This is a genomic window from Nocardia africana NBRC 100379 (genome assembly GCF_001612635.1).
Lineage (GTDB): Bacteria > Actinomycetota > Actinomycetes > Mycobacteriales > Mycobacteriaceae > Nocardia > Nocardia africana.
In genome coordinates this window covers 1-26,221 of record NZ_BDAV01000023.1, presented here as the reverse complement: position 1 = coordinate 26,221, position 26,221 = coordinate 1, and the positions used below count along the sequence as shown (strand labels likewise).

At 66.0% G+C, this 26,221-nt stretch carries 28 protein-coding genes; 24 read left to right on the top strand and 4 right to left on the bottom strand.

Annotated elements, in window-relative coordinates; genetic code table 11:
* Window positions 1-285: 285 nt before the first annotated feature.
* Window positions 286-1,740 carry a replication protein gene (locus tag NA3_RS37275; RefSeq protein WP_128145824.1) on the bottom strand — a complete coding sequence of 485 codons (1,455 nt, stop codon included), beginning with the start codon at window positions 1,738-1,740 and terminating at the stop codon, window positions 286-288.
* A gap of 221 nt (window positions 1,741-1,961) precedes the next feature.
* Window positions 1,962-2,138: a hypothetical protein gene (locus tag NA3_RS31910; RefSeq protein ID WP_157126615.1), complete on the bottom strand. Its 177-nt coding sequence runs from the start codon at window positions 2,136-2,138 to the stop codon at window positions 1,962-1,964.
* Window positions 2,139-2,482: 344 nt separating this feature from the next.
* Here NA3_RS31910 and NA3_RS31905 point away from each other — a divergent pair, with 344 nt between their 5' ends.
* The 3 genes from NA3_RS31905 (at window position 2,483) to NA3_RS31895 (ending at window position 5,345) form a co-directional block, all read left to right on the top strand.
* Entirely contained in the window at window positions 2,483-3,775 is a 1,293-nt protein-coding gene (locus tag NA3_RS31905) for a sensor domain-containing diguanylate cyclase (RefSeq protein WP_062968070.1), read from the top strand.
* A gap of 153 nt (window positions 3,776-3,928) precedes the next feature.
* A complete protein-coding gene (locus NA3_RS31900) occupies window positions 3,929-4,480 on the top strand; it encodes a hypothetical protein (protein ID WP_128145825.1) in 552 nt (183 codons plus the stop codon).
* 229 nt (window positions 4,481-4,709) lie between these two features.
* Window positions 4,710-5,345 carry a class I SAM-dependent methyltransferase gene (locus NA3_RS31895; RefSeq protein ID WP_227995668.1) on the top strand — a complete coding sequence of 212 codons (636 nt, stop codon included), beginning with the start codon at window positions 4,710-4,712 and terminating at the stop codon, window positions 5,343-5,345.
* 34 nt (window positions 5,346-5,379) lie between these two features.
* On the opposite strand, the gene NA3_RS31890 is transcribed toward NA3_RS31895, so the two are convergent.
* Both NA3_RS31890 and NA3_RS31880 read right to left on the bottom strand, forming a co-directional pair.
* Window positions 5,380-6,330 (bottom strand): hypothetical protein, encoded by a 951-nt coding sequence (locus tag NA3_RS31890; protein ID WP_128145826.1) that lies wholly within the window; start codon window positions 6,328-6,330, stop codon window positions 5,380-5,382.
* A 297-nt stretch (window positions 6,331-6,627) separates the two neighbouring features.
* On the bottom strand, window positions 6,628-7,080 hold the full coding sequence (locus tag NA3_RS31880) for a helix-turn-helix domain-containing protein (RefSeq protein WP_062968187.1): 453 nt from the start codon (window positions 7,078-7,080) through the stop codon (window positions 6,628-6,630).
* A gap of 453 nt (window positions 7,081-7,533) precedes the next feature.
* Here NA3_RS31880 and NA3_RS31875 point away from each other — a divergent pair, with 453 nt between their 5' ends.
* The 21 genes from NA3_RS31875 to NA3_RS31775 all read left to right on the top strand — a co-directional run bounded on the left by NA3_RS31875 (window position 7,534) and on the right by NA3_RS31775 (window position 26,191).
* Entirely contained in the window at window positions 7,534-8,802 is a 1,269-nt protein-coding gene (locus NA3_RS31875; protein ID WP_128145828.1) for a hypothetical protein, read from the top strand.
* Window positions 8,803-8,837: 35 nt separating this feature from the next.
* The gene (locus NA3_RS31870) at window positions 8,838-10,370 is read left to right on the top strand and encodes a cutinase family protein (RefSeq protein WP_167355069.1); all 1,533 of its coding nucleotides are present in this window, start codon (window positions 8,838-8,840) and stop codon (window positions 10,368-10,370) included.
* 517 nt (window positions 10,371-10,887) lie between these two features.
* Entirely contained in the window at window positions 10,888-11,298 is a 411-nt protein-coding gene (locus tag NA3_RS31865; RefSeq protein WP_062968056.1) for a DUF8176 domain-containing protein, read from the top strand.
* A 248-nt stretch (window positions 11,299-11,546) separates the two neighbouring features.
* Entirely contained in the window at window positions 11,547-12,014 is a 468-nt protein-coding gene (locus NA3_RS31860) for a hypothetical protein (RefSeq protein WP_227995670.1), read from the top strand.
* Window positions 12,011-12,301, top strand: a complete 291-nt coding sequence (locus NA3_RS31855) for a hypothetical protein (RefSeq protein WP_062968052.1) — start codon at window positions 12,011-12,013, stop codon at window positions 12,299-12,301. The genes NA3_RS31860 and NA3_RS31855 overlap by 4 nt, the downstream gene beginning before the upstream one ends.
* A gap of 10 nt (window positions 12,302-12,311) precedes the next feature.
* Window positions 12,312-12,572: a hypothetical protein gene (locus NA3_RS31850; protein ID WP_062968050.1), complete on the top strand. Its 261-nt coding sequence runs from the start codon at window positions 12,312-12,314 to the stop codon at window positions 12,570-12,572.
* A 43-nt stretch (window positions 12,573-12,615) separates the two neighbouring features.
* Window positions 12,616-13,239, top strand: a complete 624-nt coding sequence (locus NA3_RS31845; RefSeq protein WP_062968048.1) for a DUF8175 domain-containg protein — start codon at window positions 12,616-12,618, stop codon at window positions 13,237-13,239.
* The gene (locus tag NA3_RS31840) at window positions 13,236-14,096 is read left to right on the top strand and encodes a DUF8175 domain-containg protein (protein WP_062968046.1); all 861 of its coding nucleotides are present in this window, start codon (window positions 13,236-13,238) and stop codon (window positions 14,094-14,096) included. The genes NA3_RS31845 and NA3_RS31840 overlap by 4 nt, the downstream gene beginning before the upstream one ends.
* Complete coding sequence (locus NA3_RS31835) at window positions 14,090-15,625, top strand: hypothetical protein (RefSeq protein ID WP_174561130.1); 1,536 nt, start codon at window positions 14,090-14,092, stop codon at window positions 15,623-15,625. The genes NA3_RS31840 and NA3_RS31835 overlap by 7 nt, the downstream gene beginning before the upstream one ends.
* Window positions 15,622-17,112: an SCO6880 family protein gene (locus NA3_RS31830; RefSeq protein WP_062968044.1), complete on the top strand. Its 1,491-nt coding sequence runs from the start codon at window positions 15,622-15,624 to the stop codon at window positions 17,110-17,112. The genes NA3_RS31835 and NA3_RS31830 overlap by 4 nt, the downstream gene beginning before the upstream one ends.
* Window positions 17,109-18,857: a putative type IV secretion/conjugal transfer ATPase gene (locus NA3_RS31825; protein WP_227995672.1), complete on the top strand. Its 1,749-nt coding sequence runs from the start codon at window positions 17,109-17,111 to the stop codon at window positions 18,855-18,857. Before NA3_RS31830 ends, NA3_RS31825 begins: the two co-directional genes overlap by 4 nt.
* Window positions 18,854-19,198: a hypothetical protein gene (locus NA3_RS31820; protein ID WP_062968042.1), complete on the top strand. Its 345-nt coding sequence runs from the start codon at window positions 18,854-18,856 to the stop codon at window positions 19,196-19,198. The genes NA3_RS31825 and NA3_RS31820 overlap by 4 nt, the downstream gene beginning before the upstream one ends.
* A complete protein-coding gene (locus tag NA3_RS31815) occupies window positions 19,195-20,313 on the top strand; it encodes a C40 family peptidase (protein ID WP_063917841.1) in 1,119 nt (372 codons plus the stop codon). The genes NA3_RS31820 and NA3_RS31815 overlap by 4 nt, the downstream gene beginning before the upstream one ends.
* Window positions 20,310-20,870, top strand: a complete 561-nt coding sequence (locus NA3_RS31810) for a hypothetical protein (protein WP_062968040.1) — start codon at window positions 20,310-20,312, stop codon at window positions 20,868-20,870. Before NA3_RS31815 ends, NA3_RS31810 begins: the two co-directional genes overlap by 4 nt.
* Window positions 20,840-21,382: a hypothetical protein gene (locus NA3_RS31805; RefSeq protein WP_062968038.1), complete on the top strand. Its 543-nt coding sequence runs from the start codon at window positions 20,840-20,842 to the stop codon at window positions 21,380-21,382. Before NA3_RS31810 ends, NA3_RS31805 begins: the two co-directional genes overlap by 31 nt.
* Window positions 21,383-21,431: 49 nt before the next feature.
* Window positions 21,432-22,622, top strand: a complete 1,191-nt coding sequence (locus tag NA3_RS31800) for a DNA translocase FtsK (RefSeq protein ID WP_062968036.1) — start codon at window positions 21,432-21,434, stop codon at window positions 22,620-22,622.
* Between the two features lie 68 nt (window positions 22,623-22,690).
* Window positions 22,691-24,406, top strand: a complete 1,716-nt coding sequence (locus NA3_RS31795) for a type IV secretory system conjugative DNA transfer family protein (protein WP_062968034.1) — start codon at window positions 22,691-22,693, stop codon at window positions 24,404-24,406.
* Entirely contained in the window at window positions 24,403-24,807 is a 405-nt protein-coding gene (locus NA3_RS31790) for a DUF4913 domain-containing protein (protein ID WP_062968032.1), read from the top strand. The genes NA3_RS31795 and NA3_RS31790 overlap by 4 nt, the downstream gene beginning before the upstream one ends.
* Window positions 24,808-24,916: 109 nt before the next feature.
* Window positions 24,917-25,465 carry a hypothetical protein gene (locus NA3_RS31785; protein WP_128145833.1) on the top strand — a complete coding sequence of 183 codons (549 nt, stop codon included), beginning with the start codon at window positions 24,917-24,919 and terminating at the stop codon, window positions 25,463-25,465.
* 33 nt (window positions 25,466-25,498) lie between these two features.
* Complete coding sequence (locus tag NA3_RS31780) at window positions 25,499-25,687, top strand: hypothetical protein (RefSeq protein ID WP_062968028.1); 189 nt, start codon at window positions 25,499-25,501, stop codon at window positions 25,685-25,687.
* Window positions 25,688-25,870: 183 nt separating this feature from the next.
* Window positions 25,871-26,191 carry a hypothetical protein gene (locus tag NA3_RS31775; RefSeq protein WP_128145834.1) on the top strand — a complete coding sequence of 107 codons (321 nt, stop codon included), beginning with the start codon at window positions 25,871-25,873 and terminating at the stop codon, window positions 26,189-26,191.
* The last annotated feature ends 30 nt before the right edge of the window (window positions 26,192-26,221 follow it).

Below are 26,221 nucleotides of genomic sequence, written 5' to 3'. Positions count from 1 at the left end.
ACGAGGGTGATAGGCGCCGACCGCGTCGCCGCGATCCGCGCCTCGCAGCCCAATCGAAGCAAGGGTGAATTAACCAGCAGCTGTCGGGAAATCATCCCGGAAGCAGGCCGACGCGGCATCATGCAGACGACGAAGACTGAGTCAAGCGAGCAGACCCGGCCCGCCGGCCGGGTCTCTGTTCGCTCGGCTCGTCATCAACAAGCGCCTGACTGTCCGCGACCGTCTCCTCCAAGACGCAACTCGCGGCGTAGTCGTCAACCGCAGCCAAGCCCACCGTCGCGCTGGTCATCGGCCGTGAGCCAACCGACGCCAATGGGCCCGGTGATCGAATTGCTCCCCAGCCTTTCTACGATTCTCGCTCGCTTCACCGATCGCAGAGGCCTGGGCCAGTGCGGACCGGCGGCCCTCGCCACCGAGCGCTTCATCCGCCCGAGCGCGAACGGCCTGTTTGACCTCTGTGACAGCTTCCTCAACAGCAGCATCGATCGTCGCTTGCGCTTGGACGGCCCGCTGCACCTCGATTTCGCGGACGATATGGCGAGGGAACGGCAGATCAACCTTGGCCAGCATCCCCCGGACATATGCCAAAGGGTGACGTACTTCGACGGCGCGCAGCTCGTCGTTGAGATCGTCTGCCGTCCAGCCATGTTCGGCAGCAGGCGCTAGCACCACTGCCCAGGCGTCGGCCCGGTTACGTTGCGCCCACAGCGGGGTTCGTGCGTCAGCGAGCCATTTGAGGGCCAAAATGAGGGCTTTCTGAGGCGCCGCCCCAGCTTTTCGGCGAGCCGCCTGCTTCTCATTGCGGCGCGAAGCGCCTCGTTTTCCACAACCTGTCGCCAAGTTAGAACCACTAGAAGTCACTTTTCTCAAAGAAAAGTGACCCCTAGCGGGATGGGTAGCCATCTTGTCTTGACCAGGGTAAACACCATCACGACGGACCACCGAGTTATCCACAGCTTCACGAGCTGGGTGCAGCGCCCACACCGACGCCCATCCGCGGGCCCGGTCTCCTACACGCCAGCTCGCCATCCGCTCGGCGTAGGTCCGCTGCCGTCCACGGAGCACCTCGGTCGCGACCCCCATCAGCAGCATCGCCAGACGCACACGGGTGACCTGAGTGACCGATACACCGGATCGCTCGGCGATAGAGGCATTCGTGAGCCTGCACTCGCGACCGGTGCCACTGTTCGCGGCGGCCGCCATTACGGTTGCGACCTTCAGAAACGTCTTCTTCGTGACGCCGCCGCCTGAGTTCTTGGCCCCTGCACGCTTCTTGACCAAAATCGGCCGGATTGAGCGGTACCGCCGATCGAATGTGCTGCCGATACTTTCGAGCCATGCCTCACGAGTGATCCAGCACTGCACGCCTGCGTACGGGGAATCATTGTCGTCCCGACGCGGATCGAGCTGTACCCGGCACAGACGGCGGCAGGCGGCTTGCTTGCCACCCCAGATTGCAAGTAGGCGGGGGGAAATCGCGGTGCATTGATGGCCACAGACGTGACCTCGGACCAGGCTCGTCGGGCACTTGGCTCGCCCGCGACGCCGGCGGGCGGGGCTGGATCCGCGATAGGGGCCGACGATCGCGGCCTCGATGGTTTTGGTCCATTCATCATCCACAGGCCGCAACGGGCGGTAGGGGAGCACGTCGGTAAACGAATTGCCGCGAGGAGAGACACGCTGCCGATCGGTTGTTTCGGTCTGCGGGCGTGCGATATCCTGGGACCAGTGGTTCGTCATCAAGAGGAGTCCAATCCTGGTTCTTGGTGAGGGGCCCGGTGGGGGCGAGGTGACGCTCGCCTCCCCACAATCTTTCGAGGGCTCCCGGTTGTCCGGCCGGGGGCCCTCGGTCCGTTTGGGGGTCCAAACGGGCCCTGGGGGTCATATTCAGTTGCTGAGTCGTTCGGTAGGTCCTTGCTTTCCGTTCCTCCGGAGTCGATGCCCTACAGCGGCAAGCGGGTTCAGCTCGCTCGACGAGAAGCCTGCGGCACCTCGAGCAACGTAGGGTCGGCCAGCTCGATCTCGCTCTCGTCGGGGAGTTGCGATCGCAATGCGTCCTCGACGACCTCCCAGACATGGACGTTCTTCAACGCGGCGACTTTCCGTGCACGCGCCGCCACCGACTTGTCGATCGTCACGAACAAGTCGTCAATCTCGCTCTCATCGCGTCTCACACGGCGCGGGCCGATGCGTTCTCTCCGGCGGGGCATAGTCATATGACTATCACCCTTGGGCCGGTATTGCACCCGCGCCACGCCGGAAATTGTTTACGCCGTGGGATATACGTCACGACTCGCCGGATCCTGATCTCCCCGGGCCGGTCGATTTCACCGCAGCCGACGACGGTTGAGCGGTCCGGCGAGTACCTCACGCATCGGGCATGCAGTACTTTTAAACGGCAGCGTCTTGGACAGCAGTACCAGCCGGAGGAGGACCGCCGCGCACCCGAAGTAGCAGCTAGCGACTCGGATGGGGAGTTGTAGTGGACGACGACCTGAGCACGGCACTCGCCCAGCAATGGGAGCGGGCGCTTTCGACGATCACCGCCGATCCTTCCTGCGCCACGGTAGAAGTCACCTTCCTGCGTGACCTCCTACGAGACCTTCACGTCGGTCTCACAGCAGACACCTTCGATGCCGCCGCCGGTTCCCGAGCGGGAGCGGCGTTGGCGGGTGCCCGGCTCACCGATCCCGCGCTGCCGGTTCTTTCCGCCCCGGTCCTCCACCGGCTCACCGAGTTCAGCGATCACCCCGACACCGGCTCGCGCATGGCGGCCCTGCTCGTCGCGTTCGGCCACGGCCACCACTTCCTCGCCGAAGCCATCCGGGCCGACGATGTCGAGGAAGGCCAGCGCCGGTTCCGGCTCGTCTTCGACCACGCGTCCATCGCCATCGCGATCGGCGACACCAACGGTGTTCTGCTGGAAGCCAACCCGCATCTGGCCGACATGATCGGGGTACCGGTCGAGTCGCTGCGCGGAATCAGCGTCTACGACTTCGCCCACCCCGACGATCAGGCCGCGATCCGCCAGATGGTCTACGACGACCTCGTACCGGCTCGGGCGGGCACCGCGAAGATCGAACGGCGCCTGCAACGCGCGGACGGCAGCACCGGATGGGCCACATTCGCGATCACCTATGTCCGGAGCGCCTTCGGGCCGGACTACCTGCTGGCCATCGGCGAAGACGTCACCGAACGCCACCAACTGCAGGAACAGCTCCACTATCAGGCACGCCACGACGCGCTCACCGAGCTACCCAACCGCCGCCACCTCCTCGACACCCTCAAATCGGTGATCGCTCAGGCCGGCGAGAACGATCTGATGGGGCTGTGCTTCACCGACCTGGACCACTTCAAAGAGGTCAACGACCGATACGGTCACGGTGTCGGCGACCAAGTGCTGGCCACCGTCGCCCGTCGCCTGCACGACAGCCTGCAAGACGACGGATGCCTGGTCGCGCGAATCGGCGGCGACGAATTCGTCATCCTCATCCCGCCCCCGGCCGACACCCGGAGAGTCGCGGCTGTGGCAGACCGCCTGCGCGGCGCCCTCTCGCATCCCCTCATCGTCGGCGGGCACCGGCTCCACATCTCCGCCAGCATCGGAGCCGTGGTCACACCGGTCGCCGGCAAGGAAGCGGAGTGGCTACTCGACGCGGCCGACACCTCCCTGTACGACGCGAAATCCGGCGCCCGAGGCAACTGGATCCTGCACACCGTCCGTGGTCTTGACGCGGAGGGTGAGGGTGGCTCTGCCAGGTACGGAAACGTCTGACAGCCTCACTGACCAGGCAGTATCTCGCGGATCCGCGGCTGTTGTGCGACGATCATGACCAAGAAATTGGGGAACGGCCCGTCTGTGGTGCTCTGTCACCGGCGTCGATGCGCCAGCACGGTGATCAGGGGCAGTTGAACGGATTGGAAGGCTATGACATCGGAGATCGAAGCGGAGTTCCGACCAGACCTGTCACCTGATCATTTGCGGCGTTTTGTGCGGCAGATCCAGGCAGGAATGCCGCGATCCCTGTGGCAGCTGATCGAACCGTGGTCCCGCACTCCACGGCTGTGGGTCGGGGACGCTGACGGCGGCAAGGCCTATGGCTTGGACCTGCCAGCGCACAGCGATGAGGCGGTCTGTGAACTTCACGCACCGATTCGTTGGCACGAGATTGTGCGTGGATCGCGCGACATTCACCTACTTCACCCCGCGCCGACCGCAGAGCAATTGGGGGAAATGTGGGACAGGCTCGTAACACTCGGCCTGCAACCGGCCATGCGCGCTCATCTCGGGCCTTGGCGGGACCGGTGGGTGCGCGACGACTTCGCCCCGGCGCCTGGTGCATGGGCTGTGGATGTGATCGGCATATCCGCAATCGGTGCCATCGACAAGGCGACGGCCGATGAGCTGGCTAGCCTGATCGACGGCCGGACCGAATGCGTGGTTGGCTTCGGCGAGTGGGCGTACTGGTCGACCACCTGATACCCGACATTTCAGGCGCGACACAAAGTTTGCAGTTCCGTTGCCTTTTCGCGCGGGCTGCGGATATGCTGCCTCGTGCACCGGCCGGTGAGTGACTCCCGAGCCCGAGTCGCAGTTCCACCTTGCGGTAGAGGCGCTCTCGCTGCGCCAAGCACCCGGAGTCACGTCTATGCGTTCCCCTGACATCACTCGAGACGAGTACGACGGCGCCCGATATACCCCTGCGCTGTTGGCCGCCTACGATCTGGGCGTCCTCGGAATCAACAATCGCTTCGTCTGGCGTTGTCCCACAAAGCATTTAATTGCCCTCTACAATCGGAATGCATCAGCTGACCATCTTGATATCGGCCCAGGCACCGGATGGCATCTCGTGCACACCACCTGGCCAACCAGACTGCCCCGGATCGCTCTGCTCGACCTGAGTGAGGACTCCCTGGCGTTCTCGGCGCGCCGGCTGCGTGACCGTGGAATCACGCCCGACATCTATGTCGGGTCCGTCCTCCAGAGTTTGCCGACAGATCGCCAATACACTTCGGTTGCTGCGAATCTGCTGATGCACTGTGTGCCGGGGCATGGCTGGGGCAGCAAGGGGATCGCCTTCGAACACATCGCCGCCGCCACCGCCGACGACGGCGTGTTTTTCGGGTCTACGGTGCTGACGGGCGGTGTGTCGCACACACTCCTGAGCCGTGGTGTCGCCGAGGCCTTCAATCGCATTCGCGTATTTCACAACCAGGCCGACGACCTGCCCGGCCTGCGCCAGGCGTTGGAAGCGGCGTTCGAGGACGTCTCCATCGACACAGTCGGATCCATGGCATTGTGGTCGGCTCGCCGGCCACGGCGTGAAGGACACGGCGCCGCGTGATAGGGCAATTCCGCTGTCGCCCAACACCCGCGTGTCAGGCGGCCGCGTTGTCGTCGATGTGCGGGACGAGCAGGATCGCGACCGGCAGAACGGGCGACTGATGGGCGCCGGGCATCAAGAATGCGGCTACACGGAACGGCGCCCCGTCGATGTCGATGATTTCTTCGGCCATCGTGTCGGCGGCTGCATCGATGATGCGGTCGAAATCGATCTGCTCGAGGATCTCGGCCAGTCTCGCATCGCTTATCTTGTCGGCCAAGGCGCCGGTGGTAGCGACGACAACCTTCTTGGCGGGATCCACCATGACCAGAGTGGCCGACGTGTAGCGAACCATGTTGCGCGAGCGCGTATCCAGTTGGGTCCGCTCGCGCAGCTGCACCGTCAGACCGTAGACGCTGCGACGTTCGTCCAGCTCGGTGTCGACATTGGCCGCCGACCAGAAGTGCTTCCAGGGTCCCTGGTCTCCACGCCTGATGGACCAGTACGCATGTGCGAGAACACCTTTCTTCCCAGTGAGCGCGTCGTAGTAGAGACTCAGGAAGTGCGGGGCGTCATCGAAATTGACCAGTGTGAGCAGATCTCGAATCGGCCGCTCCTCGCCGGGCCGACGTCCGTCACCGAGACTGGCAAGGTCGTCGCCGCCGCTGCGAGTGGTCACGCTTTCCAGATCCAGAACCCACGAGTTGTAGGTAGGACGCTCGGGCACGGGGCCAGGCGCGAGGTAAACGATCAGACCCACCGGAACATCGTCCGGCGCGGTGATCCAATGCTGATGGCACTCGATCCGGCCCTCGGTCGCCGACTTGTCCTCGGTCCGCCCGGATGACAAGGCTTCGTTGACTATTGAGGTGAACAGCTGCTCACCTTCACGGTCGAATCCGAGCTTGGATGCTGCGCGCCGTAGGGAACGGGCGACTCTCTCCCCGCCGGCGGAATGCACCATGATCTCGTTGTGGAGGCGCGTGCCAATCACGTCGATCCCCACCCAGCACCGCGGCAAATGCATGACAAACGAGCCTACTCAGTCTCATGAATTCGTGTCGATCCAGGTCAGCGCCCTCGGCGCCACGAAAAAAGGTGATTGCCGCAACACAATCGGCCGTGTTACGCTGCCCACGCACCAGCCGGTGAGCGACTCCCGCGACTGGAAGCAGTACCTGACAAGAGGTCTGTTTTCGGTTGCGATCAGCAGGGGGTCACCGGAATGGATGCACTTCGCGGATACCATCTTCCGCCAACTCACCAGATCAACCCGCGGCTTATTGTTGCGCGCGGTGAGCATTCAGGCCCTGGTGCCAGGCGGTCGATTCCGCGCCCGTTCCCAAGCTGCCTGAGCTTCCTCGGCCGAGATGGACAGCGCATTCGCAAGTCGCTCAGCGTAATCCGGCGACAAAGCGACGTTCGCGCTCTCGACGCGGGCGATAGTGGAGATACTCAGTCCGGTCGCGCCGGCTACCTCGTCCTGAGTCATGCCGCGCAGCACGCGCCAATCCCCGAGAAACCGTTCATCGACCGGAATGTCGATCAGCCGATCCATGCTCACGCCCAGGGCGATGGCCACGCGCTCCAACAGCTTGACCGAGGGCGACTTCAGGCCACGTTCCCACTGATCGATCGTCGACTCGCCGACCCCAGCGACTCGTGCCAACTCCGCACGCCGAGAGAGCGTGGGGTGGTTCTCGCGCAGCTGGCGGAGTCGAGCGCCATCGAATCCGCGGGTGACCTTCCTGGTCATCGCGGCTCGATCCATTTGCGCTGGTCGGTCATCGGAACAAACCATGCCACACCCCTCACCAGTTTCCGCCATCGTATGAAAATACGAGTGCGGGAATAGGGTATACTCGCACGTAGCACGACACGTGAGATCGAAAAGCAACGAAGGCGAGGCAGATCACCGCAGGTGCGGACGACGAGCATTTCCGCTGCTCAAAGTCGCTGGCTAGAGCTTCGAAATGAAGAACCTTTCCCCCCGGTGGCACGGGGGGAAAGGCCCGGTAACTGGATCCGGATCCACGGGTGGCACCGCTCCGGAACCAAATGCAGAAACAGGAGAGTCTGCATGTCCACAGTAAAACGCATCGTGGTCAGTTCGCGCGGTACAACCGCAGAACTGGGCCCGGTGACTGAGACAGCTGCTGGCCGGCACCGGTCGCGCAGCGCGGGCACCACAGCACGGGCAGGTTTGGCGTTGCAAGCAGTGGCGGCTGCCATGGTCGCCGCTGCGGGTGTCGCTCATGCGGCACCGGAAGCGCAGCCCGGCGTCACATCACCTCCCACCGATCAGCAGGCCGGGGTGACCCCGTCCCCCAAGAGCAACGAGCAGGCCGGGGTGACCCCGCCGCCTGCGCCGCCGCAACGGCCGCAGGAACATTCGCCGCTGGGGCAGGTCGTTCCGACCCCGGATCTGCCGAGCGATCCGAGCGAATACCGGACCCCGCCATCGCGCAGCCAAGGCACCGGACAGCAGGGTTCGACCACCCCGAGCAAACCCGCACCCGGCCTGCAGCAAGACATTCCGAACTTGCATGCGCCCGAACCGGTGACTCCGCCGAAGATCATCGTCCCCGCGCCGGTGGACCGCATCGGGCTCGGTGATGCCACCTGGGCGAACCCGGGTCTGCCTGCCGACGTCGTCTACGACATCAACGGCCATATCGCCCTTATGCAGCGCAATACGAACGCGTTCCTGCAGTCGGTGGGCGTCAATGCCTCCCGCTCGGACATCATGTCCACCGCGATGGTTCTCGGTGGGGTCACAGGATTCACCGCCGGTGCGGTCGCAGCTGGAGTCCCCGCCGCGATCGGCGGCGGGGTGGTCGGCGGGCTGGTCGGCGGCACCATTGGCGGCGTCGCCGGTGCGGCCGCAGGAACGCTGATCCCGGTGCCCGGCATCGGGACCGTGACCTCGGGTGTAGCCGGGACCGCCATCGGCGCGGCCGCTGGCGCCGCGATCGGCGCAGCTGCCGCCGGTGTGCCTGCCGCCCTCGCGGGCGGCGCCGTGGGCGCAACAATCGGCGCGGTCACCGGGGCGGTCGCCACGGCCGGAGACGGCAGCGACTACACGCCGCCGCCCCCCGAGGAGGGGCGCACCGCGCCGTCGCTGCACGATCAGGCGCGAGTAGCTGCCGACACCGCGATCCACGCGGGAGAGCAGGCCGTCGGCTGGGCACAGTCGCAGCCCGGCGGCACGCAGGCTCTCGAGGGCGCCGTCGCTGTCGGTGCAGCGGCTGGTGAGGCTGTGCAGTCGCAGCCGTGGGCGCCCCAGCTCGCCGAGCAGGCCACCCAGATCACAAGTTCGGTGGTGTCCGCGGCGAAGGCCGGTCCCGCGACCGCCGACACGGTGACTGCCGCCGCGCAGGTCGCAGCCGAGCAGGCACCATTCACCCCGGAGCAGTTCGGCCCCCTGACCGGCGCGGCCAACGGCGCGTTATCGGCATTGCAGGAGGCTCTGCGATGAAGCCCGTGATTCGCACGGCCGCAACCGCTGTCGCTGTGACCGGCCTCGGCGTCGCGGTTGCCACCGGATCTGGTGTCGCATCGGCCGATCCCAGCTCGAACAGTGATTGCCCAGTGTTGTTCGCCCTGGGGGTGCAGGGCACGGGGGAGACGACCCCCGGCGCGGCCCCCAACGACAACACCGGCATGTTGTCCGACGTATTCGGCCCCTTCATGGCCGACTCCGCCGCCGCAGGGGTCGACGTGAAGCACGAGAACACGCCCTACGACGCATCCTTCGGCGGCTTCACGCTGACGGGCGGCACTGCCTCCTATCAGCAGTCGGTCACCAACGCGACATCCAAACTGTCGCAACGCATTTCCGATATCGCGAAACAGTGCCCCGCCACCAAGTTCGCGCTGGCCGGATACAGCCAGGGCGCGCACGCGGTGTCGATGCTGGCACAGCAGGAGGGCCAGGGCCACGGCCCGGTACCCGCCCAGCGCATCGCAGCTGTCGCGCTGTTCGGTGACCCGACCCGCAATCCCGGCGCGGCCCCGTTCCCTGGTGCTGACGGCCGCACCTCGCCGGAGGCCGCGCCGGGATTGCAGGGCAAGGAGATCGCAGCTCTGGCGCATGTCACCCCGGCGGCGCTGTCGGGCGGCGGGATCGGGCCCGAGCGCGATATCGCCACCAACTTCGGCACGCTGACCGGGCGCGTCGCATCGTTCTGCGCTGGCGGCGATTTGGCCTGCGACGCGCCCGACCACGCTGCTTTGTTGCGTGCAGTAGCCAACGTGGCCGGACAGGCCGATTTCGGTGGTGACCCGCTGCGGGCGCTCGGTTCCATCACGCAGTCGCTGGCGCTGACCGGCATCAAAACCGTGACCAACGTGGTCAACAAGGACGTCTCTGGCAACTCCCTTGCGTCGTTGTCGTTGAATCCGCGCAAGTCGATCTCCGAGCGGATCGCCGAAGCCTCGGATCCGCGGACGCCGCTGGATCCGGGCCAGGTCATGCAGGCGGCGTTCAAGGTCGCAACCATCGGCATCAACAGCGCAGTCACGGTGGCGCGGGCGATTCTGACCCCGACGAATATCGCCGAGATCGCGGCGGCCGGGCTGACCGATCCCATTGCCGGCCTAGCGGTTTTCGGTACCAAGCTGCTGGGTGCTCTGCCGCAACTGATTCCGCCGTCGACGGGATCGCGGTTGATTCAGCAGACCTTCAACGCCGTCGTGCAGAACCTCACCGACAACCAGGACATGCTGCAGGCGGCCACCTGGGTCAAGTACTCCGACGTGATCCAGCGGCATGGCTCCTATCAGCACGATCCGGTCACCGATAACGGGCAATCCGCCACGCGATATGTGGCCGATTGGTTCACCGCGACGGCAAAGGACTTGGCCGCGTCCGGCGCGGCAGAGGTGCCCGCACCTCGCAACGGCGTCCCGGCCTCGCCGACACCTGTGCCCCCGACGACCGGATTCCGTTTCCCGCTTACCGATTCGGGCTCTACGGGCACCGCGTCCAGCAACAGCCTCGGCGACCTCGGCCTGCCCGGTACCGGGTCGGACAGGTCGAACTAGGAGGAGGGGGCCGGGGTCTCTACCTCTCCTTCCGGCCCCCTCCTCCTCTCTTCTCTTCATCGCGCACACGCTCCCTAGGAGGTGAGCAATGTTGTTCCAGCACAATGGGTCCAGGGCCCAGGCTCCGAAAGAACCCGAATGGTCGCAGTGGCTGCAGCCGGAATTGAGCCCGGACGCGGCGCCTGTCGTCGCCTCGCCGGGCTCGGCGGCCCATGAAACTCAGCAGCAACAGGCCGCTTGGCCCCAGCCTCCGGCATCCGCGAGCTGGTCGGACTGGCTTCCCGGCGACGCCGGTCCTGCCACGCCCGCACCGGCCACTGTGGCGGGTGATCAGCCGATCATCGCTGAGCACGTTGTTCCGCCGTCGACACCCGAGGCGCGCCGTCGCCGGCGTGGCCCGGCTGTTGTGGCGGTGGCAGGCGGCGTCCTTGCAGCTGGTGCGGTCGCAGCGGGCGGCTTCGCTGTGATGGGACACGACTCGGCACCAGCACCGGCCCGCCCGGCAGTACCTAGCCAGGTGGCCACCAGTGCCGCCGACCCGGTGCTCGGCGGTGGTCCCGGATGCGACGCGGTCCGGACCCCGAACACGGTGCGAGGCAACGGGACAGGGAACAAACGCACTGCGGAGAACGTGATCCTCGCGTTCCAGAACGCCTACTACCACGACAGATCCGGAGCTGCGGCGCGGGCCTTCGTCACTCCCGACGCCTCGGTGTCGCCCGCGGAGGTGATCGACGCCGGAATCGCGACCGTGCCCCAGGGCACCCACTACTGCGTCCAAATCTCGCCCAGCAGTGACGAGCACTGGTCGGTCGTGATCGTGGAAAACCGCCCCGACCAGTCCGTGCATACCTACCGCCAGCTCGTCACTGTGGCTCGGCAGGCAAATGGCGACTACCTCATCAACGGCATCGGGGGAGCGCAATGACCGGCCTGCTCAACCACGGTCGTGTGCGCGCCGATGCGGCACCACCCCACACCCCACGACCGTCGGAAAACGGTGTGATGTCGCATATTCCGTTGAGGCCGCTGCCTCCGCGGGGACGGCACTTGTCAGTAGCCCACGCGGTGGCTCCGCCGATGAACCAGCGCGCACCGATCTGGGATCGTCCAGTGCCGCATGAGGAATCACGGCCTCCGCTGGTGTGGCTGATGGGAGCGCACGGAGGAGCCGGGGTGTCGACCCTGTCGCGAATGCTGGCGCCGACGGCCGACTGCGGCCGCCAGTGGCCCGCAGTCCTCGGTGGCGAATCGCCGTTCATCGTGCTGGTCGCCCGCGAAACTATCGAAGGTCTCTCCCGAGCCCACCACCTGCTCCGCCAGTGGCACAGCGGACTAGCAGGAGATCGCTCGGTGCTGCTGGGCCTCGTCACCTGCGCCTATCAATCCGGCCGCCAGCCTAAGCAGATCCGGCAGTACCTCGATGTCATGTGGGACCTGGTCCCCGAAGACGGCCGCTGGCGCATCGAGTGGCAGCCCACATGGCCGCTGACCGAGATGAAAGAGCTTCCCGTCTGGACTCCCGGGAGCATTGCCCCCACCAAAGGCCCCGACCCGCTCGCAGCTGTGCGGAACGTCGGCGAATCACTGATCAAAACCGTCACCGCTGCTATGCGGCCCACCTCCGAAGGAGACCTCAAATGATCCACGATGTCGCACTCCAGGCAACCCACGTGCTCGCTCAGGTCGACACGATCACGCCTGACGCCCCTCCCGGAAGCAAGGGCGTCGTGAAGATCCTGCAATACGCGCTCTGGGGCGTGTTCATCGCCGGAATCCTGGCCATCATCATCGGCGGCGGCGTCCTGGCCTGGGAGAAGTTCAACGGAGGCGTCCACACCGCGCCGAAAATGGTCGTCGGCGCGCTGATCGGCGGCATCGTCGCCGCGTCAGCGAGCGGTCTGTTCAACGGCGTCCTCGCCGCACTGTAGGCGCCTCCTCATGATCACCACCATCGCCAAGCCGCTGCCGCCCGAGGTGTATCAGCCACTGCTCACGATCGCGAGCTTCGCGTTGTGGACGGCGCTGATGCTGTGCCTCGGCTGGTTCCTCATCGCCGCCGGTCGGTTTCATGCCGCCTGGCGCAACGGCGGCGGATTCGAAGCAGCGATGGACTCGCTCGGGCGACCGCTGCTCGGCTCCATCATCTGCTCCTCGTCGCTCGGCATCGCTACAGCCGTAATCAACTCGATCCAGCAGTAGACGACGCCCGCTTTCGAATCTTCGCTCTCACAAGGAGATTGACATGCCACGCACAGCACGCGCGATCGGCGCTCTGCTCGCGGCGGCCGCCCTGCTGTCCGGTTGTGGCGGCAGCGACCATGACACCCGCCCAGCCGGTGCGCCGACGGCGGACCCGAATCGCCCACCATCCGGACTGCATTGGGAGAAATGGCAAGAAGCGCTGCTGCCCTACGGCGACGACGGCCCGAAACATGTCGAAAACGATGCTGCGACAGGATTTTCTGACACCCCGCAGGGTGCAGCTCTGGCCGCCATGCAGCACGCCTACCGGTCCACGAACGCGCCGGATAGCACCTGGTACACCGTCGCTGCGAGGGTCCTCGTAGCCAATCCGGGAAAAGACGCCTGGGTCACCACACGGGCTCTGTTCTCGGTCAAGGCGGTCGACCCCTCCGCGGTTCAACGCTATATCGGCTATCAGATCACCTCCTGGACCAAAGACCGCGCCGCGATCACCCTCTACACCAGCTACCCCGACGGCAGCCTGCTCGCGACGGACACGGTCGTGACCTGGATCGGTGGCGACTGGCGTCTGCAGCTGCCTGACCCTGCCGACAAGACGCCCACCAAGCACGCGGTCCTGCAAGTCCCGGCCGCCATGGTGAAGGTGGAGGCCCGGTCGTGACGTCCGAACCTGAAAACACCGACAGCCGGGGCAGTCTGCGGCGACCGGCGACGTTCGCAGCGGCCTTGGTGGCCATCGTCTTGATCGTCGTAACCGGAGCGATCGTTTTGATCGGCCGCCACAGCGGATCGGATCCGGAGGCCGCGAAAACGAGCTCGCCGACCACGGCCGCGCCCACCACAGCTCCGGCGAGCTCGGCCACCGGCTTCACCACACCCGACGTGGACCCGTTCGGCCGCCGTGTCGACGTGCCCGCCAACCCCGCCGGCCAGCCCCTGGAACAGACTGCCCCGCAGCGACGTCCGGATGACCCGCAGTGGCTCACTGCCGCCCCCGCCGGCACCCGCGGCCCCGATGCCAAGGGCGGCTGGCAGCGGGTGCACGGCGCAGTCGTGCCGTTCTCGACCTCCGACGGCCCGACCCACATCCAGGACGGTGTGCCTGTCGGCTACGCACACACCCCGCAGGGCGCAGCGCTGGCGGCCGCCTTCGTGATGTGGCAGACCCGCGCCCGCCTCGGCGATCGCCCGCTGCGCGAGCACATGGTGGTCATGAGCGCGGCCGACTTCGCGCAATTCGACCGGCTGAAAGCCCAAGGTAAAGCACCGGACACCCAACCGGAACAGGTGACCCGCTACATGGTGGCGCCGGACGCCTTCCGGATCACCTCATGGTCCGACGACATGTGCCAAGTCGCCCTGGCGGTGCGCCAGGGCTCCGACACCGGTGCCCCGCGGTGGACCGGTCTCACCCTGGCCATGGTTTGGGACCAAAACGAATGGAAGCTGCGACTTCCGGCCGACAAGATGATCCCTCAGCAGACGGTGACCTCCATCGGGGGGTGGACCGCATGGTGAGCACCGGTACCGCCGTCCTGCGCGCGGTCGCGCATCGGGGCCGCCTTCTGCTGATCGCCATGACCGTCGTGGCCGCCGTGTTCGGCCCGGCTGCCGTCGCATCCGCGCAGCCCGCCGATTCCGGCGGTGGCACATACGGATTCAACGACACGTGCGAAGAGATCCACGACGACCTCGACAACGTCGGGATCCCGGGGACTCCGTTCAACCTGGGCAACGCTGTCGGCGGCGCATGCAAGGCGGGCAACGCCGCAACACACCCGGGCGACGCCGCACAGGCCGTCAAGGACAAGGCCTGGGACTCCACCTTCGGCAAGGTAGTCGATTCCCTGCTCAACGGATTGGGCCAGGCGGTCAGCCTCGGCCTCACCTTCTGGGCCAAGGTCCCCAACTCCGCGGTCGACGATCTGGACGGCCTGATCGCCAAGGTGCGTGACTACACCTCCGATATCCAGATCATCATCCTCGCTTTCAGCCTCATGTGGTGCGGGGTGAGATTAGCGGCCGCGCGGCGCAACGCAGCGGCATCCGAAGCTGTCGACGCCTACAGGGTGCTGCTGCGCACGGTCATCATCTCCGGCGGCTGGAGCACCGTGCTGGTCCTCGGCACTCATGCCTCGGATGCATTCGCGTCGTGGGTGATCGACGACGCAACCGGCGGCAACGCCAAGGGCATCGCAGAAGCGATGATCGAAACCCAAGCGCTGTCGGCATTTTCGCCGGGCCTGGTGCTGATCTTCGCGATCGTCGGGCTGTTGTCGGCGCTGCTGCAGATCGTGCTGGCAATCGTGCGGCAGGGACTGCTGTGCGTGGTCGCGGGCATCCTCCCGCTCGCCGCATCAGCCAGCGGGGGCCGGACCGGGCAACAATTTTTCGAAAAGCTGCTGATGTGGAGCGTTGCGTTCGTGCTGTACAAGCCGATCGCCGCGATCGCCTACATGGTCGCGTTCACCGTCGCCGGCACCAATCAGATCGACCCGAACACCAAGCCCGACACCGACACCGCCGTTCGGATGCTGGTCGGGATCGCGCTGCTGTGCAGCGTGGCGTTCGTGCTGCCTGCGCTGATGCGGCTGCTCTCACCGGTCAGCTCTCTCAGTGGCGGCGGGTCCAGCGCGATGGTTGTCGGCGGACTGATGGCTGGTGGCGCAAACGTCGGAGGAGCGTTCAGCCGCATGGCCACCGGCGCAGCCGATTCCCGTGGTGGGGGTGTGGTCCGGGCCGGTAACGGCGGCGGTGGCGGCAACCCGCCGACGGGTGCCGCTGGAGGCGGCGGCCGGGGCCCGAGCGGACCGTCCGGCCCGAGCGGACCCTCGGGCGGCGGCCGGACCGGCGGAGGCGGCGGAGCAGCGGCCGCGGGGAAGGCAGGCGGCCCGGTGGGCGCGGCCGCTGCAGCCGGAGCACAGGTGGCCGGTGCCGGTCTGCGCGGGGCGAACTCAGTGATCAACGACGCCGCCGGTCAAGGAACACCCTCCACCACATCGGCACGTCCCACAGGCACTAGTAGCAGTAAGGCGGTTCCGCGATGACAACGCACGCTCCAGCTCAGCCGATCGAACGTACCTACGGGCTGTGGACACGCCCCCGGAGTGAAGGCCTGTGGGGCTTCGGGTGGGCAGTGACCATGGCGGCCTTCGGGGCGATCGTCATCGCCATGGTGATCGGCCTGGTCGCTGGCTTTCTGGTCGGCCTGATCGTGGCCGCCGTCGAGCTTGTCGTGTTGGCACCAATGGCCTGGCGCGTGGACGGCCGCACCGGATACGAGCGAGGAATTCTCATGATGCAGTGGTTCCGCACCGTCCTTCGTCGTGAACACATCAACGCGGGCGGCGTCTTCTCCCGGCGCGGCAGCTGCTCGCTGCCGGGCCTGATGGCAACGTCACAGCTCTACAAATTCCGCGACTCGGCTGGCTACGAGTTCGGCATGGTCCACATTCCCGAGCACAACCTGTACACCGTTGCCCTGCGCTGCTTCCCGCAAGGTGCTCGCGCCGTGGATCAGGAAATGATCGATTCCTGGGTCGGCAGCTGGGGGCAGATGTTGGCAAGCCTCGGCGGCGCTGCCGACGTCGAAGCGATCACGGTGGTCGTCGACACAGTCCCGGAAACGGGAAACCGGCTCGCCACCGAGATCGAAGCGATCACCTCGCCCACCGCGCCGGCCATGGCGCGGGAAGTGATGTTCGAACTCGCAGACGCATTGCCTCACAACAGCGTTCGCCAGGAAATCTGGTGCAGCATCACGTTTCGCGCAATGACGGCCGAGCGACGCAAGGATCCTGCCGAGCAAGCCGTCGAAATTGCCCACCGCCTGCCCGCGATCGTTGCTGCTCTCGGCGATGCGGGGGTTGGTGCCCGGCCGATGGATGACCAGGAGATCATCGCGATCGTACGCCGCGCGTGGGATCCTGCCGCCGAAGCAGATCTCGAGGCCGCCCATGAAGGCGACCAGCCGCACGGCATCGAATGGTCCGAGGCTGGACCGGTGTCGTATCACGAGCATGCCGATCGTCTGTGGCACGACGGCGTGAACTCGGTGAGCTGGGAAATGACAGGCGCACCCCAGGGTGTCGTGCGCGAACGCGTCCTCGAGCCGCTACTCAAACCCAATAGCGACCTCCCGCGCAAACGAGTCACCATCGTCTACCGGCCGCATTCGGCCGATGCCGCTACCAAGATCGTCGACGACGATCACCGTGATTCCTTGATCGCCAATGACACCGCACGCGGAATCGGCTCCGCGCAAGCGGCTTTGCGGGTGGAGGCTACCGGGCAGGCGCGTGAAGAACAGGCCCGTGGCCACGGTGTTACCCGGTTCGGCGTCCTGATCACCATCACCGAGCCGGAAAAGGCGGAGCTCCCCCGCATCGACGCTCTGATCAAAGCGTTGTCGACCCAATCACGGCTGAAAATCCGTCGCAGCTACCGGTATCAGGCTGCCGCGTTCGCGGCGAGCCTCGGAATGGGCGTCCTGCTGCCGGAGATGGCGACGATCCCGCGGACGGTGGCCGAATGAGCCGCCGCGTCGTGTCGAATGAGCCGATTGCCTCGAGCCGCGACAAACCGGGACTGGGGCAGAAGGTGCTGGCTCCGGACGCACGCGCCAAGCTGGAACGTCGAGTCGCGAACAGCAACCCGCTCCTCGCCGCCCCTGCCCGGCTCCGTCTGCACGTCGACGACAATCGGCGGCTGGCGCAGCGGATCCGCGCCGACGAGTCCAGCGGCGGGCAGGCCTCGGTGGTGCGGGTGACCAAAAGCGGGATCGTCGGCCCCGGCGGCGGACGGTCGCGCTCGGTCGGACGGCCTGCCGAGTATCGCGGCACCACAGCGCAGGTCGCGGGCCTGTGGCCGTGGTGCGTGGGTGCGAGCGCGCCGCTGATCGGCACCCCGCTCGGTCCTCACCTCGATACCGGTGAGCCGGTCTGCTTCGCTCCCATGAACTACTTCACTCGCGGCATCATCACGGCCCCGAGCCTGTTCGTGCTGGGCCTCAACGGCTTTGGGAAGTCGTCCCTTGTTCGGCGGCTCGTACTGGGCGCCGTCGCACAGGGAATCACACCGCTGATTCTGGCCGATGTGAAGCCGGATTACCGCGACACCGTCGCGGCCGTCGGCGGTCAAATCGTCGACCTCGGGTACGGCCACGGCAAACTCAACCCCCTCGACGGGGGCGTGATGGCCCTGGCGCTGCGGCGATTGGATCAGTTGCAGATGCCGGAGGCCGCCGAAAGCCTGCGAACCGAACTGCGGGCCCGCCAAACCACCCTCATCGCCGGCCTGGTGGAACTGTCGCGGGGCCGGAAGGTCGCCGACTTCGAAGAGACACTCATCTCCACAACCTTGCGCCTGCTGTTCACGCCGAAACATTCTGGTGGCCACGGCTTCACCCTGGAATCGCCACCGATCATGCAGGACCTGGCCGACGTCATCTCGGCAGGAGGCGCCGAGCTGCACGAGGACGCTGGCGCGTACACCGAGGACGAATACCAGAGCGCCACCATTCACCTGCGGCGGTCGCTTCGGGCGCTGACTCGAGGCAACTTCGGGCAGGTGTTCAACGGGCACACGACGACCCCGTTGGATCTGGACTCGGTCGCCATCTGCGTCGACGTCTCCCACATCCCGAAAAACGACAAGAAGCTGAAAGCGGCGGTCATGCTGGCCAGCTGGTCGGCCGGATTCGGTGCGGTGGAGTCGCTGAACCTCCTCGCGGAGGTCGGCGTCGAAAAGCAGCGTTATTTCCAGGTCGTGATGGACGAACTGTGGCAGGTTCTCGGTCTCGGCGACTTCATGATCGAGCGTGTCGATGAACTCACCCGGCTGCAGCGTGGACTCGCCACAGAGCTGATCATGATCAGCCACACGATCAAAGACCTGCAGGCACTCGATTCCGCGGCGGCGTCGCGGGCCCTCGGTTTTCTCGAACGTGCGCGCGCCAAGGTGTTCGGCGCCCTGCCTCCGGAAGAGATTCGCCGCCTCGATTCGATCGTCCCGTTCACCGAGGCCGAGGCGGCGATGGTGACGAGTTGGTCGGCTCCGCAAGCCCTTACAGGCGAGTCGGCTCGCCGCAGCGGCCCGCGGCCGCTGCCGCCCGGGCTGGGCAAGTTCCTGCTGAAGATCGGTGAGGACCGCAGCCCCGGCATTCCCTTCCGGGTGCGCCTTGCCGAGGCAGAGCAGCGGTACGGGATCCACGAGACCAGCCGCATGTTCGAGAGGTTCGGCCGCCGCGACGTCGACGACGAACAGGAGGCAGCATCGTGACCACCTCCATGCGGGGCGGCTTCCGTCAATACGGCGAGGTCGACGCTGAGCTGCGAGCACTGGCGGTCGCGGCTGCGCAGGGGCTCATAGCCCAGGGCAGGACTCGGACCGCGGCGGCCCGCACACTCGCGCCAACCTTCGGCGTGCACTGGAACACGATCTGCAACTGGGTCCGAGCGGCGGAAGAACAAGAGATGCCGACCACGGTGGCGGCCCTGCAAGCTCGGGTGCGGGAGCTGACCGACGAGCTCGCCCAGACGCGAGCCGTGATCCAGAAGCTGACGGCCGCCGGCGGCCACGCGCGGCTGCAGGAGTACACCGACATCGGGCGGGCCGGGTGAACAAGATCGTAGCCGCGCTGGTCGGGCTCGCCGTGGCCATGTCGTCGGTGTTGTTCGTCGTGCTGTTCGCCCTCGACGACGACACCGCGTGCGCGCCCGGCGGGCCGGTGCTCGGGCAAGGCCTACCGAGCGTGGACGGCGTGACCATGGCGGGCCTGAATCAGAACCAGCTGCAGATCGCGAAGCTCACCGTTCAGGTCGGTGAGCAGCGCGGCATTTCCGAAACCGGGATCATGGCGGCGCTGATGGCCGCAGCCCAGGAATCGACGTTTCAGAACTACGCCAATTCCAATGTGCCCGAAAGCCTTTCGCTCCCACACGACGCCGTCGGCTCCGACTACGACTCGGTCGGCCCGTGGCAGATGAGAGCCTCGATCCACGGCAAAGACGGCATCGCCGCGTTGATGGACCCCACCTATCAGGCGAACTGGTTCTACGACACCCTCAACGGCATCGACGGCTGGCAGACGCAGGACCCTGCCCAGCTGGCCGCAATCGTGGAAAACCCGCGCGGTGATCTGCGAGGACTCTACGCAGCGCACTCCGACATGGCCGCACAGCTCTATGCCGCATTCAAGGGATCCGGCGGCGGCCCGGCACCCGCGGCGCCGTCCGGGCCTGCGACATGCGCGCCGGGAACCGGAACCCAGCCCCCACCAGGTGACTTCAACGCACGCGTGCTCGCGGCGGCCCAGAAATGGCTCGGCACCGACTACGTATGGGGCGGCGGCGACCAGACCGGCCCGACCGCAGGCGGATTCGATTGCTCCGGCCTGGTGCTCTACGCGGTGGCGCAGGCCTCCAACGGAACAATTGTGCTGCCGCACTACACCCAATCTCAGCAGGACGATCCGAGAGCGCAGGTCATCACCCGCGACCAGATGGCGCCGGGCGACGTCGTGTTCTTCACCTCGCCCGGTGAGTCCGACTCGCACCATGTCGGCATCTACGCCGGAGACGGCAAGCTCCTGCACGCCCCAGAAACCGGGGACGTCGTCAAATACTCGCCGATCAGCGCATTCGACGGCGAGCGATGGGACATCCGCCGCTACGGCTCCGGAAGTTCGGCCACCACCGACCCCAACACCCCCATAAACGCAGGAGCCACACCATGATCCAGCACATCCACCGGCCGCGCGCGGCCGCGTACGCCGCCACGATTGCTACCGCGATAGTGATCGCGGCGGGCGGGTGCGGCAGCCACAACGAGCCGACGCCCCCTCCCGCGACGTCGGCGACACCGTCGCCCGCGCCGGCGGGTGTGGACGATCGTGACCCGGACCAGGTCATGCTCTGGACCGCCAACCAGCTCTACAGCTGGCGGCCCGCCCAAGATGCCAGCGCCGCAGCGGGTTTCGACCGTGCCCGGCCGCTGCTGGATCCGACCTACATCCAACAGGTGGGCGCGAGCGCCGCAGGCCTCGCCCGCGTCACCGGCGCGAGCTGGGCGCGGTGGGCGGCCGACAACGCCACCATCACGGCCTCTTCTCGCATCACGGGCGACGACCACCCGGCCGACACCGGCAGCAAACACCAGCGAGTCGTCGAGATCACGCAGCGAATCAGCGCGCCTGGCGCCACCGAACCCGATCGGAGAGTGATCGCCTACATGATGGCTGCCCGCCAACCAGGAACCGACCAATGGCGCGTGTCGATGATCTCGCCTCGCTGACCAAACCATCCGTATCGCTGGGAGGACGAAACATGATGCAGATCAGCGAGTTAGCAGACGAGATTGTCACCGACTGGGTTGTCCGGGAGCTTCCAGCCGCCGCGCTCCGGGGTGTAGCGCGGCACGATCTCGCCGGAGAAATCCAGGCTCAGCCGCCTATCACCGCAGAGACCCTCGAGGCCGACAACGGGCTGCGACGGTACCAACACGAGCTGCAGCGCGCGGTGTTCGCGCTTCCGGCCAAGCGGTCCGCCGCGGTGCCGAGCGACGACGAGATAGACGCGTTCATATACGCGGAGGTCGGCGCCGAGATATTCGATCTCGTGCACGAGCTGGCCGCAGACCTGGCATTCACCAGCGGCGACGCAACGGGCGCGTGGGCGCTGCAACTGCTGCGCAAGGCCTACCGCATCAATCCCCGCGCTACCGCCGAGGCCATCCGCTGCCGCTACCACGAATTGTTCGAAACGGCAGTCATCGACGGCGTCGGCCGCCTCGATATGTGCAGCTAGCCGCCGTCATCCCTGGCCCGCTCTCACCGACGCGAAACGGAGACACACGATGCATCCTCAGCAAGAAGACGAACAGATCCTGGCCGAACACTTCGCCCTCATGCAGATCGCAGCTCAAACACTGCTCGCTGCCCGCCGCGCGCTCGCCGCGCAAATCCGCCAACGCGAATCGCGAGCTCAGCAGATCGCACGGGCACACTGGCAGACTCGACAAGCAGCCGCGACCGCCGCGACCGCCCGCGACCAGGCCCAACACAATCGAGAGTTGGCACAGACACACACCCGCGAGACGCTCATCGCACGATGGGCGGCGGCGGAGGCCACGCGCGCCGAAGCGGAGGCCGTGGCCGAGGCATGGTCGGAGCGGATGCAAGAGGCCGGGATCGATCCGGCGGAGGTCAAGACGCTCGCCGACGACATCGAATCCGGCCGGATCACACCCGAACAGGCGACGAACCAGACCCGAGACATCGTCAGCGAACAGCTGGCCGAGCAGTACGTCGCAGAGCAGTTCATGATGACCACTGCTGCCCAAATCGCCGCCAAAGCACAAGAGCCTCAAATGCATCCGGATTGGGGCGACGAGAAGCTCGTCCGAGCCGCGTACCTGGTGGTCAATTCCCAGTTCGGATCGACGTCGATGCTGCAGCGTCAAATGCGTCTCAGCTACCGCGAGGCTGAGCAACTGATGGACAGACTCGAACGGTGCGGCATCGTCGGCCCCAGGGACGGAAGCCACGCCCGCGAGGTCCTCGTGGGCGATACCTCAGAACTCGATCGACTCATCGACACGCAGACCACAGATGGCATGTACGTCCGGAACTCCGCGGCGCGGGAAGAACGGACAATTGAGTCCGCCGCCGCCGTCGCGGATCCTGACGAAGGCAAGTCGCTGACCGATCGGCTGCGCGGAACGGTGGCGGATTCGGCGCTGGATTCCCCCGATGCGGAGTGGACGTCGGCCGATGCCCGGTTCGCCACACTGGTCGAGCAAGGAATGGATGCGCGCGAGCTGGTCGAGGCCGTAGCCGATTGCCAAACCGGCCGGGAGGCGGTCCTACACATGGACGACGTGGTCGAGCGTCACAAAGAGCAGGCCGAGTCCGCCGAGATCCGGCGACTGATTTCTGTCAGCGAGGTCAACCGTGGGACCAGCACTCCAGGCCCGCAGCCGGGCCCGGAGATACAGCCTGCAACCGCAGGCATGCAGCGCGACACGAGTGTGGCGGTGGAACTGTGACGAGCAGAACGCAGGCACCAAGTCATCGGGTCTCGGGTTGGACCGCCCTGGGAGTACTGGCGGCCATCATGCTGGTGCTGTTGCTGGTCGCCTACGGCGCCTGGTGGCTGGCAGCACAATTCACCGGCGACACTATCCCGGGTAATCCGCTCGTCGCGTTCGGATTTCGCCGCTACCGTGCCTTGTGGACGCCACTGGCGACGGTCTTCACCGTGATCGCTGAGAGCGCGCTCGTCGGTATTGCGGTCTTGGCGCTGGTGCGCCGTTTGCGGCGGTCCGAGATCGACAAGCGCGCGACGACTATTGCTGATCACCGTGAGCTGTCGGAGGTGACCGGCCGCAGCGCTCTTGAGAAGGCGAAGCGGTTGCGGCCCGGGGTCGATATGACCGAGCCTGGCGCGATCGGGCTCATGGTCGGCACCACGGTTCCCGGGGATGCGCCAATCCTGCAATCCTATGAAGACACCATGGTCGTGGTCGCGGGCCCGCGCACCGGCAAGACCGCCGGGCAGGCGATTCCTTCGGTGCTTGATGCACCTGGACCGGTCATCGCGACGTCGAACAAGTCCGACCTGCGTGACCATACCCGCGGCGCGCGTGAGCTCATCCCCGGAAGCAGGGTGTGGGAGTCGGATCTGCAAGGGGTTACCGGCGAAGCGCATCAGAACTTCTGGTGGAACCCACTGGGCAACATCACCAGCCTCAAAGACGCCCGCCGGCTCGCGTCACGGTTCATTGCCGCCGAAAAGATCGACGGTGCCCGCGTCGACGGATACTTCGACGGTGGCGCGGCGGAACTGCTCGCGATCTACTTCCTCGCCGCTGCCATAGCCGAGGGTGACATCATGCACGCTTACGCGTGGTTGTCCGACGAAGCCAACGATTTTGCCAGGAAGCTCCTCGCGGCCAGTGGTCACACCATCGCGGCGACGAAACTTCGCACAGCACAAGGGCTTTACCCGAAACAGCGCGACGGCCTTTACGATGTTGCGCGCCGCAATCTCAACGTGCTGACCGATCCCGACTACGCGCGCACCGTGCTGCCGCAGCGCCGCCGCCGCATCGCTGGCGATGACACCGATCTGGCGGAATGGTCACCGACACACTCTCTGCCGGAGTTCGATCCACAGGCGTTCGTCGTATCCCGCGACACGCTATACGCGATGTCCATGGAAGGAGCGGACGCCGCCACCGCGCTGGTCACCACGCTGGTCGGCCGGATCTTTGACGAGGCCTTGAAGGTAGCGCGTGTCAGCCCAGGCAGGCGACTGGCCGTGCCGTTACTACCGGCGCTCGATGAAGCCGCCAACGTGTGCCCGCTGCCGGAACTGCCGAAGTGGTACAGCCACTTCGGATCTCAGGGCATCGTCTGTCAAACCTATGTCCAATCTCCCGCACAAGCCATCCAGGTCTGGGGGGAGGAGGGGTGGGAGCAGATGCTCGCGGCCGCCAACGTCCACTACTACGGCGGCGGTGTCAAAGACACCGACTACCTCGGGCAAATATCGGAAACCATCGGGCTTATCGACGTGTCTCGCTGGTCGACGTCCCACAATCCGCACGGCGTTGCCCACTCCCAGGGCTGGAGCAGCGAGGCAGCCATGCCCGTTTCCATGCTGGCCAAGCTCCCCAAAGACCGCGCCATCGTCATGACCACTGGTAACCCGCCGGTCCTGGTGCGGAAAGCATTTTGGTCCGACCGGCACGACGCCGGTTCGGTGACCGCATCCCTGGCCAAATACGGCCCCGACGGCCATATTGCACTCGCGAAGGAGATCCTGTGACCACCGCCAAGAGCACCGACGACAAGCAGCCCGATATCTACCTCGACGCCGGCGAATGGGTCGACAGCTGGCTCGCACCGGCCCTCGAAGGGAAGTTCGAGGGCGGCGGCAAAGGCCAAGTCGTGTGCCCGGAGTGGTTCCGGCACCGCATGGTCGCCCTCCGCATGCACGCCCTGTGGCGTGAGTGGGAGAAGGCCAACCGCGAAGACACGATGTCGAGCTGGTGGGTCTATCACTTCGACGCTCACGCGCGCGCTCTCTTCGACGCGGAGCGCGGCCCGATGCACAACTGCACGCCGGAGAAGCATCGGACCCCCGGCCGGGTCAACCCAAACCAGGCCCCCGCCGGTTGGTTCGACCAAAACGAATCCGGTCCGGATTACCGCGTCCTCAGCAACTAACTGTCGGGAAACGGCCTTCACTGAAATTCTGACAGTGCGCAGCTGTCAGAATTTCCTGACACAGGATAGAATGTAAGGAGTTCCTGACAGGCGCGAAAGGGTGCGGGACATGGGGAGACAGACCGACGACGGACGTCATGAGGGCCATGTGGCGCACATCTTCGCGGACGGCATGTCCGGTGGGGGCTGGGGCGGTGGCCGGCCGATCGCGACCACCGCAGCCGACGGCACGCGCTTGGACAACTGGGAGTATCGGCGCGGTGCTGATGTCGTTGCGTGGCAGGTGATCTGCACCGACAACTCGACATACCGCTATCCCGAGTGCTGGCGCGGTCCGGTATGGAGCCGGGTAGCGACCGAAGCCGAGCACGACCCCGCGCAATACCGGATCTACTGCGGCGATGAGCGCGCCATGTTGCCGGAGGATGTGGAAGACCTGCTGATGGAGGACTGGGACCGGCATGTCGCGCCGATCCAGGGCTGCTACGCCATCGAGGTCGCAGCTGAGGCGGTCGCCCAGGCGCAGGAGGAACTCACCAATGCGGTGCGGGCCGCGCGCGAGCAGGGCGCATCATGGGAGGCGATTGGCCGCGCCGCGGGAATGACTCGGCAGTCCGCGCATGAGCGCTGGGCGAAACTCATCCCTGCTGGATCTTGACCGGCTGGAACGAGAAACCAGATCGGACGAACGATGAACGACGATTCCCGTACCGGGATCCCCGAAGTTGACGCGCTGATCGATGCCGCCGACCGGGAACATGGCGAGTTCTGGTCCCTGACAGCAGTCAGCGATGCCGAAGGGACGGTTGCAGCGGTACGCCAGTCCGATCTCGCCGAGCGGCTGGCTCTATCGGTGGATCACGAGACCGTTGATCGGTGAATTTCGAGCCGCCCCGCGTTGGGCATCGGTGAATTCCGAGGTCACCCCGGCCAGTCGACCCGCCGGCCACCTCCAGCGCACAGACCAGCGGCGGAAGGTCGGTCGGGTACGACACCCGGCGGTACCATGGTGCCAGGATTCGCCGATGCCGACCGCGGCCGGTGGTTCGAAATTGACCGATGTGTGGTCTCGAAATTCGCCCTTACGGCCAAGCGGCAGACCGCGGCGCGGCGGCGGTGGTCGGCGGCCAAGGGCAGACTCACCAGAGCGCAGAAGGATGGAAGCGCCGAAAAGATCGCGGAGGCCCGGCAGCGCTGCGACGCTGCCTATGCCGAGTTCGACGCGATCTCCAAGGCCGTCATCACCGAGATGCAGAGCATCGTAGGTGCAGGTCTGGAACGAAACGAGCGATTACTTGGCCAGGCCCGCCGGTCGTGGGATGCCGGATCGGCGGTCATCGAGGCTCTGCGCCCGAAGCCTGGTCCTGGATCTCATCTCGTCTGATTCACCGATCGACGTCGAGACCACCACCAC